The 13,514-nt window shown below is 71.2% G+C and carries 13 protein-coding genes; 8 read left to right on the forward strand and 5 right to left on the reverse strand.

Annotation, left to right across the window (positions count from 1 at the left end; translation table 11 throughout):
* Positions 1–82: 82 nt before the first annotated feature.
* Positions 83–928: a DegV family protein gene (locus tag Q5425_RS02215; protein ID WP_308670353.1), complete on the forward strand. Its 846-nt coding sequence runs from the start codon at positions 83–85 to the stop codon at positions 926–928.
* On the opposite strand, the gene Q5425_RS02220 is transcribed toward Q5425_RS02215, so the two are convergent.
* Complete coding sequence (locus Q5425_RS02220) at positions 906–1,331, reverse strand: hypothetical protein (protein ID WP_308670354.1); 426 nt, start codon at positions 1,329–1,331, stop codon at positions 906–908. The genes Q5425_RS02215 and Q5425_RS02220 overlap by 23 nt on opposite strands.
* Before the next feature lie 52 nt (positions 1,332–1,383).
* Between Q5425_RS02220 and Q5425_RS02225 the strand changes: the two genes are divergently transcribed.
* The 3 genes from Q5425_RS02225 to Q5425_RS02235 are packed head-to-tail and all read left to right on the forward strand — an operon-like array spanning position 1,384 to position 4,162.
* Positions 1,384–2,157, forward strand: coding sequence for a methyltransferase domain-containing protein (locus Q5425_RS02225; protein WP_308670355.1), 774 nt, complete (start codon positions 1,384–1,386; stop codon positions 2,155–2,157).
* Positions 2,154–3,659 (forward strand): glycoside hydrolase family 57 protein, encoded by a 1,506-nt coding sequence (locus Q5425_RS02230; RefSeq protein ID WP_308670356.1) that lies wholly within the window; start codon positions 2,154–2,156, stop codon positions 3,657–3,659. The genes Q5425_RS02225 and Q5425_RS02230 overlap by 4 nt, the downstream gene beginning before the upstream one ends.
* Positions 3,660–3,673: 14 nt before the next feature.
* The gene (locus tag Q5425_RS02235) at positions 3,674–4,162 is read left to right on the forward strand and encodes a glutathione peroxidase (RefSeq protein ID WP_308670357.1); all 489 of its coding nucleotides are present in this window, start codon (positions 3,674–3,676) and stop codon (positions 4,160–4,162) included.
* Positions 4,163–4,191: 29 nt separating this feature from the next.
* Here Q5425_RS02235 and Q5425_RS02240 read toward each other — a convergent pair whose 3' ends face one another.
* Positions 4,192–5,421, reverse strand: coding sequence for a YbiU family protein (locus Q5425_RS02240; protein ID WP_308670358.1), 1,230 nt, complete (start codon positions 5,419–5,421; stop codon positions 4,192–4,194).
* A gap of 85 nt (positions 5,422–5,506) precedes the next feature.
* On the opposite strand from Q5425_RS02240, the gene Q5425_RS02245 reads away from it, so the two are divergent.
* A complete protein-coding gene (locus Q5425_RS02245) occupies positions 5,507–6,625 on the forward strand; it encodes an ROK family transcriptional regulator (RefSeq protein ID WP_308670359.1) in 1,119 nt (372 codons plus the stop codon).
* 75 nt (positions 6,626–6,700) lie between these two features.
* On the opposite strand, the gene Q5425_RS02250 is transcribed toward Q5425_RS02245, so the two are convergent.
* Positions 6,701–8,461: a sugar-binding domain-containing protein gene (locus Q5425_RS02250; RefSeq protein ID WP_308670360.1), complete on the reverse strand. Its 1,761-nt coding sequence runs from the start codon at positions 8,459–8,461 to the stop codon at positions 6,701–6,703.
* A 125-nt stretch (positions 8,462–8,586) separates the two neighbouring features.
* Here Q5425_RS02250 and Q5425_RS02255 point away from each other — a divergent pair, with 125 nt between their 5' ends.
* Complete coding sequence (locus tag Q5425_RS02255) at positions 8,587–9,864, forward strand: glycosyltransferase family 4 protein (RefSeq protein WP_308670361.1); 1,278 nt, start codon at positions 8,587–8,589, stop codon at positions 9,862–9,864.
* 266 nt (positions 9,865–10,130) lie between these two features.
* Here the strand turns inward: Q5425_RS02255 and Q5425_RS02260 are convergent, their stop codons facing one another.
* Both Q5425_RS02260 and Q5425_RS02265 read right to left on the reverse strand, forming a co-directional pair.
* Positions 10,131–10,910: a class I SAM-dependent methyltransferase gene (locus Q5425_RS02260; protein ID WP_308670362.1), complete on the reverse strand. Its 780-nt coding sequence runs from the start codon at positions 10,908–10,910 to the stop codon at positions 10,131–10,133.
* A 56-nt stretch (positions 10,911–10,966) separates the two neighbouring features.
* Entirely contained in the window at positions 10,967–11,425 is a 459-nt protein-coding gene (locus Q5425_RS02265; RefSeq protein WP_308670363.1) for a nuclear transport factor 2 family protein, read from the reverse strand.
* A gap of 241 nt (positions 11,426–11,666) precedes the next feature.
* Between Q5425_RS02265 and Q5425_RS02270 the strand changes: the two genes are divergently transcribed.
* Positions 11,667–12,866 (forward strand): IS110 family transposase, encoded by a 1,200-nt coding sequence (locus tag Q5425_RS02270; protein WP_396135119.1) that lies wholly within the window; start codon positions 11,667–11,669, stop codon positions 12,864–12,866.
* A gap of 99 nt (positions 12,867–12,965) precedes the next feature.
* Positions 12,966–13,499, forward strand: a complete 534-nt coding sequence (locus Q5425_RS02275; RefSeq protein WP_308670365.1) for a helix-turn-helix domain-containing protein — start codon at positions 12,966–12,968, stop codon at positions 13,497–13,499.
* The last annotated feature ends 15 nt before the right edge of the window (positions 13,500–13,514 follow it).

Genomic DNA, 13,514 nt, shown 5'->3' on the forward strand with positions numbered 1-13,514 from the left:
TACCCCGCCCGAACGGCCGTTCGTCCAATCGGCCCAACTACGGCCTACTCGCAGTGGGTGCCAGGCATTAATCTCCCCCACCATGCCCGCGCGCATCGCCGTCATCACCGACTCGAGCTCCTGCCTCCCCGACCTCGTCGCCTCCCGCTGGGCCATCGGGGTCGTCCAGATCCAGCTGAGCCTGGGAAGCCATTACGACGACGAAAACCGCTTCGACCGCGGCGAGGTGATCGACGCCATGAGAGCCGGGCAGATGATCACCACAGCGCCCCCGGATCCGGGGGCGTTCTTCTGGAGTTACCAGGAAGCGGCCGCCTCGGGCGCGACCGCCATCGTCAGCATCCACATCTCCGGCCGCATGTCCGACACCGTTCGCGCGGCCCGGGAGGCCGCCCAGCAGGTCCGCATCCCGGTGCACGTCCTGGACAGCCGGACCACCGGCATGAGCCTCGGCTTCGCCGCCGTGTCCGCCGCCCGGGTAGCGGCGGCCGGCGCTGACGCCGACCGCGTCATCGAAGCCGCCGAACGGCGGTGCACCACGAGCACCGAGTTCATCTACGTCGACACGCTCGAGTACCTGCGCCGCGGCGGCCGGATCGGCGCCGCGCAGGCCATGCTCGGCAGCGCCTTCTCGATCAAGCCGCTGCTCACGGTCAAGGACGGCGAGGTGGCGCCGCTGGCCCGCATCCCCGGCACGCGGCGGGCGCTGGCCAAGATGGTCGACCTCGCGGTGAAGAAGTCCGGCGGTTTCCGCGCCGACATCGCCGTGACCCGCTTCGGCGCCAGCGACCACGAACTGGAGATCGGCAGGCAGATCGAGCGCCGGGTGCCGGCGATGGTCGAAAGCATGGTCGTCGAAGCGAGCACGGTCATCGGCGCGCACCTCGGCCCCGGCGCGCTCGGCATCACGGTGTCGCCGGTGGGCTGACCCGCCGCCCCGGCATCGCCAGCACCGCGAGCGGGATCACGACCCCCAGCCCGGTCGCCGCGATGATCAGCACCTGGTCGATCTGCTCGAAGTGCGACACGTGGCCGAGGTGGTAGAGGAAGTGCGGCAGGCCGAACAGCAGCCCCGCCACACCGGCGAGCCGCGCCAAGGCTGTGGTACCGATCACGGCGGCTCCGACCAGCAGTGCGGCGAGCGTCAGGTTGAGGCCGCCGAAGTCGCGCAGGAGGTGCTCGTTGAAGGGCCCGTCCATGGCGACCCACCCCGTGCGAAATCCGGGAAAGTCCTGGTAGAAGCCGGTCGGCGACACCAGTGGCCAGATTCCGACCACAGCCTCGACCAGGCCGAAGAAGACGAGCAGAAGGCGGGTGATGGTTCGTTGCATGACGACGGAACGAGACGGCGGTCCCGGACGTGACACCGCTAGGGTCGCGGAGGTGACCACCCCAGCCACCCGGGCCGAGGCGCTGCACCTGACCGGCGAACGGACCGTCCCCGGCATCGCCGAGGAGAATTACTGGTTCCGTCGCCACGAAGCTGCGTACGCCGCCCTGCTCCCCCACTGCGCGGACGCGACGGTGCTCGAAGCCGGCTGCGGCGAGGGCTACGGCGCGAGCCTCCTCGCGACGACAGCCCGCCGGGTGCTCGCGCTCGACTACGACGTCCCGACCACCGAGCACGTCGCCCGCCGCTACCCCGAGGTCGCCGTCGCGCGGGCGAACCTGGCGTTCCTGCCGCTGCGGGACGGCGCCGTCGACGTCGTGGCGAACTTTCAGGTCATCGAGCACCTGTGGGACCAGGCCGGGTTCCTCGCCGAGTGCCGGCGGGTGTTGTCGCCGAACGGCAAACTGCTGGTCACGACGCCGAACCGGCTGACCTTCACGCCGGACAGCGACACGCCGCTGAACCCGTATCACACCCGCGAGCTGGCGCCGTCCGAACTGGCCGAGCTGCTCACCGACGCCGGCTTCGAGATCGAATCGCTGCACGGGCTGCACCACGGCGAGGCCGTGCGCGCGCTCGACGAGCAGTACGGCGGCTCGATCATCGACGCCCAGCTCGACGTGGTCATGGGCGAGCTGCCGGGCCAGGCGGTGTGGCCGGAGGCCTTGCTCGCCGACGTCGCCGCGATCGAGGCCACCGGCTTCGACATCCACGGCGACGACCTCGACACGAGCCTCGACCTCATCGCCGTGGCGGTGCGCCGATGAGCGAGGGCACCTTCTGCCTCGTCCTGCACAGCCACCTGCCGTGGCTGCCGCACCACGGGAGCTGGCCGGTCGGCGAGGAATGGCTCTACCAGGCGTGGGCGCACTCCTATTTCCCGATGGTCGAGCTCCTGGAGCGCTTCGCCGACGAGGGTCGCCGCGACGTGCTGACGCTGGGCGTGACGCCGGTGCTCGCCGCGCAGCTCGACGACCCGTACAGCATCCGCGCGTTCCACGACTGGCTCGGCCACTGGCAGCTGCGCGCCCAGCACGCGTCGACGCTGTGGCGCGGCGACCCGCTGCTGCGCGAGCTCGCCGCCGCCGAGCACCGGACCGCGGTCCGCGCGGCCGAAGAACTCGGCACGCGCTGGCGGCACGGCTTCTCCCCCGTCCTGCGGTCCCTGGTCGACAATTCGACGATCGAGCTGCTCGGCGGGCCCTTGGCGCACCCGTTCCAGCCGCTGCTGGACCCGCGGGTGCGGGAGTTCGCGCTGAACGCCGGTCTCGCCGACACGGCGCTGCGGCTCGGAACGCGGCCCGAGGGGATTTGGGCGCCCGAGTGCGGTTACGCGCCTGGTATGGAAAACGACTACGCGGCCGCGGGCGTGCGGCGGTTCATGGTCGACGGGCCGTCGCTGCGGGGCGAGACCTGGGCGGCGCGGCCGGTCGGCGGCACCGACGTCCTCGCGTTCGGCCGGGACCTCGAGGTCACCTACCGCGTCTGGTCACCGAAGGCCGGCTACCCCGGCCACGCCGCCTACCGCGACTTCCACACCTGGCAGCACGAGGTCGGCCTCAAGGCGTCGCGGGTCACCGGGAAGACGGTCGAGCCGCCGGACAAGGCGCCGTACGACCCGGCGCTGGCGGCGGACGTGCTGGGCCAGCACGTCAAGGACTTCGTCGAGACCGTCGTGACGCGGCTGCGGTCGTTGAAGCAGCAACACGGGCGCGAAGCACTCGTGGTCGCCGCGTACGACACGGAGCTGTTCGGGCACTGGTGGCACGAAGGACCGGCGTGGCTGGAAGGCGTGCTGCGCGCGCTCCCGGATGCCGGGGTGCGGGTGACGACGCTGGAGGGCGCGATGGAGGCCGGCCACGTCGGTGCGTCGATCGACCTGCCTTCCTCGTCGTGGGGATCGGGCAAGGACTGGCGCGTCTGGGACGGCGCGCAGGTCAAGGACATGGTCGCCGCCAACTCCGCGTTGCAGGAGCGGCTGCTCGGCCTGGTCGCCGGATTGGACACCACGGCGCGGGACACCGTCGCCGACCAGGCCGTCGCCGAAGCGATGCTGGCGCTGGAAAGCGACTGGGCGTTCATGGTCACCAAGGACTCGGCCGCGGACTACGCACGGCGGCGCGCCGCGGTCCACACCAAGCGCTTCGACGCGCTCGCCGGCCTGCTGCGCCGCGGCGATCGCGCGCGGGCCGCGGAGCTCGCCGCGGCCTACCGCGCCGACGACGGACCGTTCGGGCACCTCGACGCCCGGGCGCTGAAGCACAACTGAAAGGGACTCACCGGATGGGCATCCACGAAATTCCGCTCAAGACCCTCGACGGGCGGGACAGCTCGCTCGGCGAGTTCGCCGGGAAGGCGCTGCTGGTGGTCAACGTCGCGTCGAAGTGCGGCCTGACCCCGCAGTACTCCGGTCTCGAGCGGCTTCAGGAACGCTTCGGCGGGCAGGGCTTCTCCGTCGTCGGATTTCCGTGCAACCAGTTCGCCGGGCAAGAACCGGGCAGCGCGGAGGAGATCCAGACGTTCTGCTCGACGACCTACGGCGTCACGTTCCCGCTGTTCGAGAAGATCGACGTCAACGGCGAAGGCCGGCACCCCCTCTACGCCGAGCTGACCGAGACCGCCGACGCCGAGGGCGCCGCGGGCGACGTCCAGTGGAACTTCGAGAAGTTCCTGATCGGCGCCGACGGCGAGGTCCTGGCGCGGTTCCGGCCGCGCACCGAGCCCGAAGACGAGACGGTCGTCAAGGCCATCGAAGCGGCGCTTCCGGCTTGAGACGACGGCGGGGGACGCTGATCCCCCGCTCACAAGCCGAGCTGGTCGCGCCCGACGGCGTTCAGGTCGTCGATCGTGGCGCGGCCGGCCCAGTTCACTTCGTAGTCTTCGGGCGCGAAATCGCCCGGGCTCTTGCCGTCCAGGAATGCGCGGCCGCATTTCCCGGCGTAGGCGGCGTTCTTCGCGCAATACGGGCTCGCCGGGATGTACATGACGTTTCCCCAGCGGTCCGGGTTGGTGCCGTCGGCGACCGCGTGGACGACGTCGCCGTGCCACCACACCGTGTCACCCGGCTGGACGTCGGGGATCGACGTCAGCGCGGGCAGCAGGACGTCGTGGTACTTGTCGCCGACCGGCAGCGCCTGGCCGTTCACCGCGCCGCAGAGGTCGTCGTCGGGGATGTCGTACTGCAGCGCGCGAAGCAGGACGTACATGATTGCCGACGGGATCGGCACGACGTGCAGCACACCGTCGCCTTGGCGCATTTCCGACAACGCCGTCCAGCCTTGGAATGTCCGGAAGGCCGAGCACATCACCGTCGAGGGGTACTCGTCGACTTCGGTGCGGTATGCGCCGTCCCACGGGTCGTAGCCGCGCCAATCGCCGTCGAAGACGTGCCGGAAGACGCGCTGATAGGCGGGCAGGAGCCAGCGTTCGACCGAGCCGGAGTCGGTGTGGGCGGACAGCCCGAGCGACGCCGAGCCGGGGGCGCGGCGGCGGATGCGGTCCGGGTAGGCCGTGTCGCGATCGGGGTCGAACCAGACGCGGCCCTCGGACTCGTGGCGCCAGAAGGAGTTGAGGAACCGCCGGACCGCGACCATGCGCTCGTCCTGCCGGGCCTGCATCTGCGGCTTCGACCAATAGACGGGGTAAATCTGGGGCTGGCCGGACGCGAGGCCGGCGAAGACGTCGTCGGCCGGGCCCTGGTAGGTGCCGGCGAAGTCGTTGTCCGCGAGGTATGCGGCGAGTTCGGCGTCCCAGGCTTCGGCCGTTTCGCGCGCGAAGGTGCCTTTGACGACGGCGCAGCCACGGCGCCGGATCGCCTCGGCCGTCCGCTGCGGCACGGTGCCCTCGGCGATGTCGCGAAAACGGACCACGGGGAAAGCGTCGGGATCGGCGGCAACGGCGTCAACCTCTCGCCGCATCCGGTCGCGGACCCCGGCGAACGCGCCGGCGACGTCGCCGATCCGGGCGCGCAGCTCCTGCTTGGTTCGCGAGATGGCTTCGGACATGTTCGCGGGCAGTTCGGTGGTGGTCATCGGCGTCCTCCGTTTTGGTTAGGACTCCTTACTAGAATCGTCCGGCTACGGTAACCCCTGTCCGATCCCCGCCACAAGAGGTGCGATGTCCGACCCCGACCGGCCGCTCCCGCGCCTCGCGATGCTGCGGGCCATGACCGACCGCGCGGTGCTCGACCAGGTCTTCACCGAAAACCGGACCACGCGCGCCGAGCTCGCCACAGCCACCGGGATTTCCAAGCCGACGATCTCCGAGTCCGTCCGGCGGCTCGAGACGGCGGGCGCGCTGCGGGCCTCCGGCACTGACCAGACCGGCCGCCGCGGCCGGATCGCCACCTTCTACGAGCTGGCCGCCGACGCCGGCCGGGTCGTCGCCGCCGAGGTGAACCAGCAGGGCATCCGCACCGTGACGACCGACCTGACCGGGACCGTCCTGGCCACCGAGCGGCACGCGCCCGGCGACCGGCCGATGGCCGCCGCGGTCCGGGCGGCCGTCGCCGCCGCGGGCGCCACCGGGAGCGGGCCGGTGCGGGCGATCGTGATCTCGGTGGCGAACCCCGTCGACCCCGTCGCGCACCGAGTCGTCGCTCTGCCGGGGTCGCCCTTCCCCGAGGGCGCGCTGCGGGCTGAAGAGATCGGGCCGGACGTCCTGCTCGACAATGACGTCAACTTTTCGGCGCTTGCCGAACGGCGAGAGGGCGCCGCGCGGGAGGCGAGGAGCTTCGCGTACGTCTACGTCGGTGCTGGGCTCGGGGTCAGCCTCTACGTCGGCGACCATCTCCTCCGCGGCGCACACGGCCTGGCGGGCGAGATCGGCTACCTGGACAGTTCGGGAACCACGCTCGCCGACGAGCTGGCCGGCCAGGGCTTCGGCCGCGCGGACGCGCCTTCGCTGGACGTCGACGCAATGCTGACCACGCTCGACGACGCGGCGGCCGGGGACGCCGTGGCCGCCGGACGACTACGGCAGCTGGGGGCCACGCTCGGCCGGGCGGTCGCCGCGATCTGCACGATCGTCGACCCGGACCTGGTGGTGCTGGGCGGGCCGGCCGGGGGCCGGGCGGAGCTCGTTGCCGAAATCCGGCGAACGGTTCGCGCGGCGGCGCCCGGGCCGGTCCGGGTGGAGGCCGGCGAGGTGACGGACTCGGCGGCGCTGCGAGGTGCGCTGCTGTCCGCCCTCGACCGCGGCCGCGACAGCCTGGTCAGAGCGGTTGCCGAAAACTGACCACCGCTCCACCCGGCAGCCCAGCGGCCCGGAGTCAGGCCGACGAATCGACGAAGGCGTCCGGCGTGGTCGAGATCAGGACGAGCCCGCCGCGATCACCGCCCTCACGCACTTCGCAACCACCGCCGGGTCCGCTTTGACCACGCGACGGTCATACGTCAGAAGCCCGTTGACCTCGTTTTCGACATCCGTCGTCTGGGTGTAGACGGCCCCCGACAAGCCGCGCTCCGCGACCACTCGCTCAAGCGAGGCGCTCACCTCGGCGTAGCGCTCGGTGAGCCGCTCCGAGGTCGACGTCATCTCGTACGCGTTCGGCGGGCCGGGCCAGCGGTAGTCGTCCAAAACGAGACCAAGGCCGCCGTACTCGCCGTCGACGATCGCGCGGCCGTCGCGGACCGACGGCTCTCCGGGGCCCACGTACGTGTGGTCGTCGTAGACGTCGCCCGCGCCGCTGTCCGGTCGCGAGAAACAGCAGTTGACGCCGCTGTTCGCGATCACCAGCCGCGTCGGGTCCAGGGTTTTGACCGATTCCGCGACACGGGCCGTGTCGAACTCGCCCCAGCCCTCGTTGAACGGCACCCAGCCGACGATCGACGGGACCGCCCGCAGCTGGGTCACCATTTCGGTCAGTTCCGCCTCGAAGCGCTCACGCGCCCGCGGGACCGGGTCCGGCGCGATCCCGGGCGGTCCGTCGAACGACACGGTCAGCGACGGCATGTCCTGCCAGACGACCAAGCCCAGCGTGTCGGCCCAGAAGTACCAGCGGGCCGGCTCGACCTTGACGTGCTTGCGGACGAAGTTGAAGCCCAGCTCCTTCGTCTTCTCGAGGTCGAACCGCAGGGCGTCGTCGGTGGGCGCGGTCGAGATGCCGTCGGGCCAGTAGCCCTGGTCGAGCGGGCCGTGCAGGAAGGTGATCCGGTCGTTGAGCGCGATCCGCGGACGTCCTTGCGGGTCCGGGAGCAGGCCGATCGTCCGGAGGCCGGCGTAGCTGCCGACCTCGTCCGAAATCGCACCACGCCCGTCGAGCAGCTGGACGCGCAGCGTGTAGAGGTGCGGGTCGTCGGGCGTCCAGAGACGTGGCGAAGGAACGTCCACGCGCACCGCGCCGGCCGGGCCCGACGCCCGCGCCACCTCGGTGTCGTTCGCCGAAATGACGACGACGACTTCGGCTCCGCCAGTGACCTGCGGAAACACCGTCACACCGGTCAGGTCTGGCGTCAGGTCCAGGCGCTCGACGCGGGTGTCGGGGACCGGCTCCAGCCACACCGTTTGCCAGATTCCCGACGACGCCGTGTAGCAGATCCCGCCGGGGGCGTTGCGCTGCTTGCCGACCGGGAACGGCTCGATGTCGGTGCGGTCCTCGGCGCGGACGGTCAGTTCCTGCGGGCCCGAAGCGCGCAGGACGTCGGTGATGTCCGCACTGAACGCCGTGTAGCCGCCTTCGTGGGTCGCGACGAGCTGGTTGTTGACCCACACCTTCGCCGTCTGGTCGACCGCGCCGAAGTGCAGGAGCACCCGGGAGCCGCACCAGTCGTCCGGGATCTCGACCAGGCGGCGGTACCAGAGGACCTCGTCTCGTCGTCCGATTCCCGACAACGCCGACTCGGGCGGGAACGGGACCAGGATGCGCTCGGCGTAGCCGGACGGCCGTGACTCATCCGGCGACGACGGCCGGCCCGCGTACTCCCAGACGCCGTTGAGGTTGAGCCAGCGGGGCCGGGTCAGCTGGGGCCGGGGGTACTCGGGCAAGGCGTTGGCCGGGCCGGCCTCGCCGGTCCACGGGGTCGACAGGGGCGGGTCGAGCCGGCGCCAGCCGAGGTCCTCAGGTGAAGTCATCCCGGCCGATGGTGGCAGAGATCGGCCGGCTCGCCGGTGAATCGGCTCACATTCACCGGGCGCGTTGGCCGGTCGGCTGGCCCGGGCGCCGCCGGGCGCTTCCGACTCGCGAGTAACCTCTGCCCATGCGTGTGCTGATGCTGTCCTGGGAGTACCCGCCCGTGGCCATCGGGGGCCTGGCCCGGCACGTCCACGCGCTCGCCACCCACCTCGCCCGCCAGGGCCACGAGGTCGTGGTGCTCTGCAGGCACGCCGCGGGGACCGACGCGGGGACGCACCCGCGCACCGACCGCATCGTCGAGGGCGTGCGGGTCATCCGGGTCGCCGAGGACCCGATGCACGTGACGTTCGAACGGGACCTCGTCGCCTGGACGCTGGCCATGGGGCACGCCATGGTCCGCGCCGCGCAGGACCTGCTGCGCACCTGGCAGCCCGACGTCGTCCACGCGCATGACTGGCTCGTCGCCCACCCGGCCATCGCGATCACCGAGGCCGCGCGGGTGCCGCTGGTCGGCACGATCCACGCCACCGAGGCGGGCCGGCACTCCGGCTGGCTGTCGCACCCGCTGAACCAGCAGGTCCACTCGGTCGAGTGGTGGCTGGCGAACCGCGCGGACGCGCTGATCACCTGTTCCCAGGCGATGCGCCGCGAAGTCGCGCACCTCTTCGAGGTCGAAGCCGACGACGTCACGGTGATCCACAACGGCATCGAGGAACGCGGCTGGCAGGTGCCCGCGGACGAGATCGCGCGCGCCCGCGAGGTCTACAGCCCGGCCGGTGCGCCGCTGTTGCTCTACTTCGGACGGCTCGAATGGGAGAAGGGCGTGCAGGACCTGCTGGCCGCGCTCCCCCGCATCCGGCGCCGCCACCCGGGGACGCGCGTGGTCGTTGCCGGAAAAGGACGACACTTCGACGAGCTGGTCGAGCAGTCGCGGAAGCTGCGGGTGCGGCGCGCGGTCGACTTCGTCGGGCACCTGTCCGACCGCGACCTGCGCGCGGCGCTGGCCGCAGCCGACGCCGTGGTGCTGCCCAGCCGGTACGAGCCGTTCGGCATCGTCGCGCTGGAGGCGGCGGCCGCGAAGGCGCCGCTGGTCGCGTCGACGGCCGGCGGGCTCGGCGAGGTCGTGGTGGACGGCGAGACCGGTCTGGCGTTCAGCCCCGGGGACGTCGCCGCGCTGGCCGCCGCGGTGACGACGGTGCTCTCCGACGCCGAGGCCGCCGCCGAGCGGGCGCGGGCCGCGCAGTCGCGGCTGGCCGCGGACTTCGACTGGGGCCGCATCGCCGAAGCCACCGCCGAGGTCTACCGGCGGGCGAAACCGGGCGAGCCGGTCGAGCTGCCCCGGCCCAAGATCGCCACCGGCAACGCCTTCGAACCGGTCCCGGCCGGGATCCCGGAACAGTAAGTAGCCGCCCGCTCAGAACCGGCAGGGCCGGAAGCACTCCGTCCGCGACGCGGCGGGCGCGGGGGTAGCCCCGTCGACGATGAGCGCGAACGAACACACGACGAAGAGAGTGGCAACGGCAGCTCTCAACCTGCTGGTCATGGAGACTCCTCGGGGATAGCGGCGCGATCGGCGCCTGAAGCGAGCATCCGCGCCGCCTCCCGGGGAAACAATAAGCGGAACAGCAGGGGCCGGTACGTATTCGCCTTCCGTGACCGGAACCCGGTTCAGCGGGTTCCGGTCAGCAGCCGGATCCGCACGCGTTCCCGCAGCGGACCGTGCGGGGCCACCGCCTCCCGCACGCGCTCGGTGAACGCCGGCCGCGCGTCCGGGCCGGGCAGCTGCTCGGGGCTCATTGCCGAAAAAACGCCACCGGCCATTTCCTCGACGCTCAGGAGCGCGAAGTACTCGACGACCGTCGAGTCCACGGCGTACCCGGCGGCGGCGAGGGCCTTTGCGTACCGCTCTTGGCTTGCGTCGTCCGTGCCGCAGGTCCGGTGCAGCGGGGTGCCGAGGTAGGCGGAGAGGACCTCCCGCAGCGCGGCCGACCACGCCGTGTCCTGCAGCCACAGCGGTTCGCCGTTGGTCACCACCGCGACACCGCCGCCGGGCCGCAGCAGCGGGCGGACCGCCGCGAACAGCCGCTCGTGGTCCATCCAGTGCAACGCCTGCGCCACCGTCACCGCGCCCAGGCGCTCCGGCCCGAGGGTGGCCGTCAGCGCGCCGACGTCGGAGTCCGCGCCGAGCAGCCAGCTGACGTTCGGCTCCGCCGTCGCCTGGCGGGCCTGCGCGAGCATCGCCGGTTCCGGGTCCATGCCCAGCACCGCCCCGACCCGCGGCGCGAGGACCCGGGTGAGCTGACCGGTGCCGCAGCCGAGGTCGAGGACGACGTCGTCGCGGGTCAGCGCGAACGCCGTGACCAGCTCGTCGGCCACCTCGGGCGGGTAGCCGCGGCGGAACCGCTGGTAGTACTCGCTCACTTCGCCGCCGAACGCCGAGGTCGTCATGTCCCGAGCATGCCGACGACCCCGACCGGCCGGACGTCGTTCCGCCGAGGGCGGATTCAGAAGACCGGCAGCAGGACGCCGTGCTCGGACTGCGGGCGCGGGCCGAAGATGCGACGGTCGGCTTCGGTGATCGGAACGTCGTTGATGCTCGCTTCGCGCCGGCGCATCAGGCCTTCGTCGCTGAACTCCCAGAGCTCGTTGCCGTAGCTGCGGAACCACTGGCCGTCGGCGGTCCGGGACTCGTACTGGAACCGGACGCCGATGCGGTTGCCGCGGAAGCCCCACAGTTCCTTGCGCAACGCGTAGTCCAGCTCACGCGCCCACTTCGCGGTGAGGAACTCGACGATCTGCGCGCGCCCGGCGACGTGCCGGTCGCGGTTGCGCCACACCGAATCCTCCGTGTACGCGAGCGAAACCCGCTCCGGGTCTCGGGTGTTCCACGCGTCTTCGGCGGCTTGGACCTTTTGGCGGGCGGTGTCTTCGTCGAACGGCGGGAACGGCGGCCGTGGGGTCATGACAGCTCCATAAGATTGTTGGTGTTCAGGACGGGATGTTCTGGATGCCCAGGGCGATGGGGTGTGGCTGATGACGGCTTGCCTCGTGTGGTGGCTTCGAAGGAGTGGCCGCCCCGTCGTTCTGGACGCCCTGGCCGCTGATTGAAATCTGCGCTCGGTCGCTGTTTATGGAGCTGTCGGCGGGTCGTCCACCGGGCTGAACTGCGAAGACGGGAGGACAGACTGCGTGGCAGTGCGCAAGATGTGGGCCGGGATCGACGTCGGCAAAGGCTTCCACCACGCCTGCGCGGTGGACGAGACCGGCAAGATCGTGTTCTCCCGGAAGGTCGCCAACAGCCAAGCCGCGATCGAGCAGCTGATCGCCCGCACCACCGCGAAAGCGTCCGAGGTGGTGTGGGCGGTCGACATGACCTCCGGTGCGGCGAGCCTGCTGATCACGTTGCTGCTGGCCACCGGCCAGCCGGTGGTGTCCGTGCCGGGCCGGTTGGTCAACCGGATGGCCGGCGCGTTCGCCGGCGAAGGCAAAACCGACGCCAAGGATGCCCGCACCATCGCCGAAACCGCCCGCCTGCGCGGCGATCTCGCCCCGGTCACCAGTCCCGATGCGGTCGTGACCGATCTGGGAGTGCTCACCGCGCGCCGGGAAGACCTGATGGCCGACTGGGTCCGCGGGGTCAACCGGATCCGGGAGCTGCCGGCCTCGATTTTTCCCGCACTGGAACGGGCGTTCGACTACTCCACCCGCTCGGCGCTGGTGCTGCTCACCGGGTTCCAGACCCCGGCCGGCATCCGCGCGGCCGAAGCGGCTGGCCTGTCGGCCTACCTGGCCGAGCACGGTGCCTGGGCCAAGGGCATTCCGGCCATGGCAGACAAGGCCCTCGCCGCGGCAGCGGAGCAAACCGTGGCACTGCCGGGGGAATCGGTGACCGCACCGTTGATCGCCCGGCTGGCCCGGCAGCTGCTGGAACTGGACCGGGAAATCAAAGACCTGGACAAGCAACTCGGTGCCCGGTTCGCCGAGCACCCCGACGCCGGGCCCATCACCAGCCTCGACGGATTCGGCCCCATCCTCGGGGCCCAGCTGCTGGCCGGGACCGGCGGCGACCTGCAGGCCGCGTTCCGCAGTTCCGCACATCTGGCCGCCTACGCCGGTCTCGCGCCGGTGCCGCGTGATTCCGGGCGGATACGGGGCAACCTGCACCGGGCGAAGCGCTACCACCGCGGCCTGCGCCGGGTGTTCTACCTGGCCGCCCTGTCGGCCATCAAACGCCCCGACGGTCCCTCTCGGGCTTTCTACCTGCGCAAACGCGGCGAAGGGAAACGGCACACCCAAGCCCTGATCGCCCTGGCCCGCCGCCTGGTCGACGTCATCTGGGCGTTGCTGCGCGACGGCCGCGAGTTCCATCCCTCACCACCGAGCACGGCCACAGCCGCCGCTTGACACGATCATTGAAACTCCTTCCGAACGCAGAGAACGTGCGTTCTCCACTGCTGACGCTAGACTAGAGAACGATCATTCTCGGCGCCAGGGACAGGTGACATGGATTCCGCGGAGGCAACCGACCGGCTGCTGGAGGCCGCCGAGGACCTCTTCTACGCCCATGGCGTGCAAGCGGTCGGGATGGACGCCGTCCGCGAACGCTCCGGCGTCTCGCTCAAGCGGCTCTACCAGTGCTTCCCGGCGAAGAACGACCTGGTCGAGGCGTACCTGCTTCGCCGCGATGAACGCTGGCGCGGCTCGTTGCGCGATTTTGTCCACGCCCGCGGCGACGACCCCCTGGCCGTGTTCGGCTGGCTGGAGAACTGGTTCGCCGAGCCGGGCTTCCGCGGCTGCGCGTTCATCAATTCCTTCGGCGAGTTCGGTGAGCCCGCGCCCGGCATCGCCGCCGCGATCCGCAAGCACAAGGACGAGGTCCGCGCCTACCTGCACGGCCTCGTGCCCGACCGGCGCGTCGCCGACCAGCTGTTCTCGCTCGTTGAAGGCGCGACCGTGCTCGCCGCGATCACCGGTGACCCGCGCGAAGCGGATACGGCCCGCGAAGCCGCGAAGGTGCTGTTGAAAGCGCTCGTGTGAGTGACGACGCTGCGC

Source organism: Amycolatopsis sp. A133 (assembly GCF_031082405.1).
Taxonomy (GTDB): Bacteria; Actinomycetota; Actinomycetes; order Mycobacteriales; family Pseudonocardiaceae; genus Amycolatopsis.

Excerpts from the sequence above, each read along its gene's own strand:
- Q5425_RS02270 (WP_396135119.1), top strand. The coding sequence starts at position 11,667 with ATGTGGGCCGGGATCGACGTCGGCAAAGGCTTCCACCACGCCTGCGCG.
- Q5425_RS02260 (WP_308670362.1), bottom strand. The coding sequence starts at position 10,910 with ATGACGACCTCGGCGTTCGGCGGCGAAGTGAGCGAGTACTACCAGCGG.
- Q5425_RS02230 (WP_308670356.1), top strand. The coding sequence starts at position 2,154 with ATGAGCGAGGGCACCTTCTGCCTCGTCCTGCACAGCCACCTGCCGTGG.
- Q5425_RS02240 (WP_308670358.1), bottom strand. The coding sequence starts at position 5,421 with ATGACCACCACCGAACTGCCCGCGAACATGTCCGAAGCCATCTCGCGA.
- Q5425_RS02250 (WP_308670360.1), bottom strand. The coding sequence starts at position 8,461 with ATGACTTCACCTGAGGACCTCGGCTGGCGCCGGCTCGACCCGCCCCTG.
- Q5425_RS02215 (WP_308670353.1), top strand. The coding sequence starts at position 83 with ATGCCCGCGCGCATCGCCGTCATCACCGACTCGAGCTCCTGCCTCCCC.
- Q5425_RS02245 (WP_308670359.1), top strand. The coding sequence starts at position 5,507 with ATGTCCGACCCCGACCGGCCGCTCCCGCGCCTCGCGATGCTGCGGGCC.
- Q5425_RS02255 (WP_308670361.1), top strand. The coding sequence starts at position 8,587 with ATGCGTGTGCTGATGCTGTCCTGGGAGTACCCGCCCGTGGCCATCGGG.
- Q5425_RS02275 (WP_308670365.1), top strand. The coding sequence starts at position 12,966 with ATGGATTCCGCGGAGGCAACCGACCGGCTGCTGGAGGCCGCCGAGGAC.
- Q5425_RS02265 (WP_308670363.1), bottom strand. The coding sequence starts at position 11,425 with ATGACCCCACGGCCGCCGTTCCCGCCGTTCGACGAAGACACCGCCCGC.
- Q5425_RS02235 (WP_308670357.1), top strand. The coding sequence starts at position 3,674 with ATGGGCATCCACGAAATTCCGCTCAAGACCCTCGACGGGCGGGACAGC.
- Q5425_RS02220 (WP_308670354.1), bottom strand. The coding sequence starts at position 1,331 with ATGCAACGAACCATCACCCGCCTTCTGCTCGTCTTCTTCGGCCTGGTC.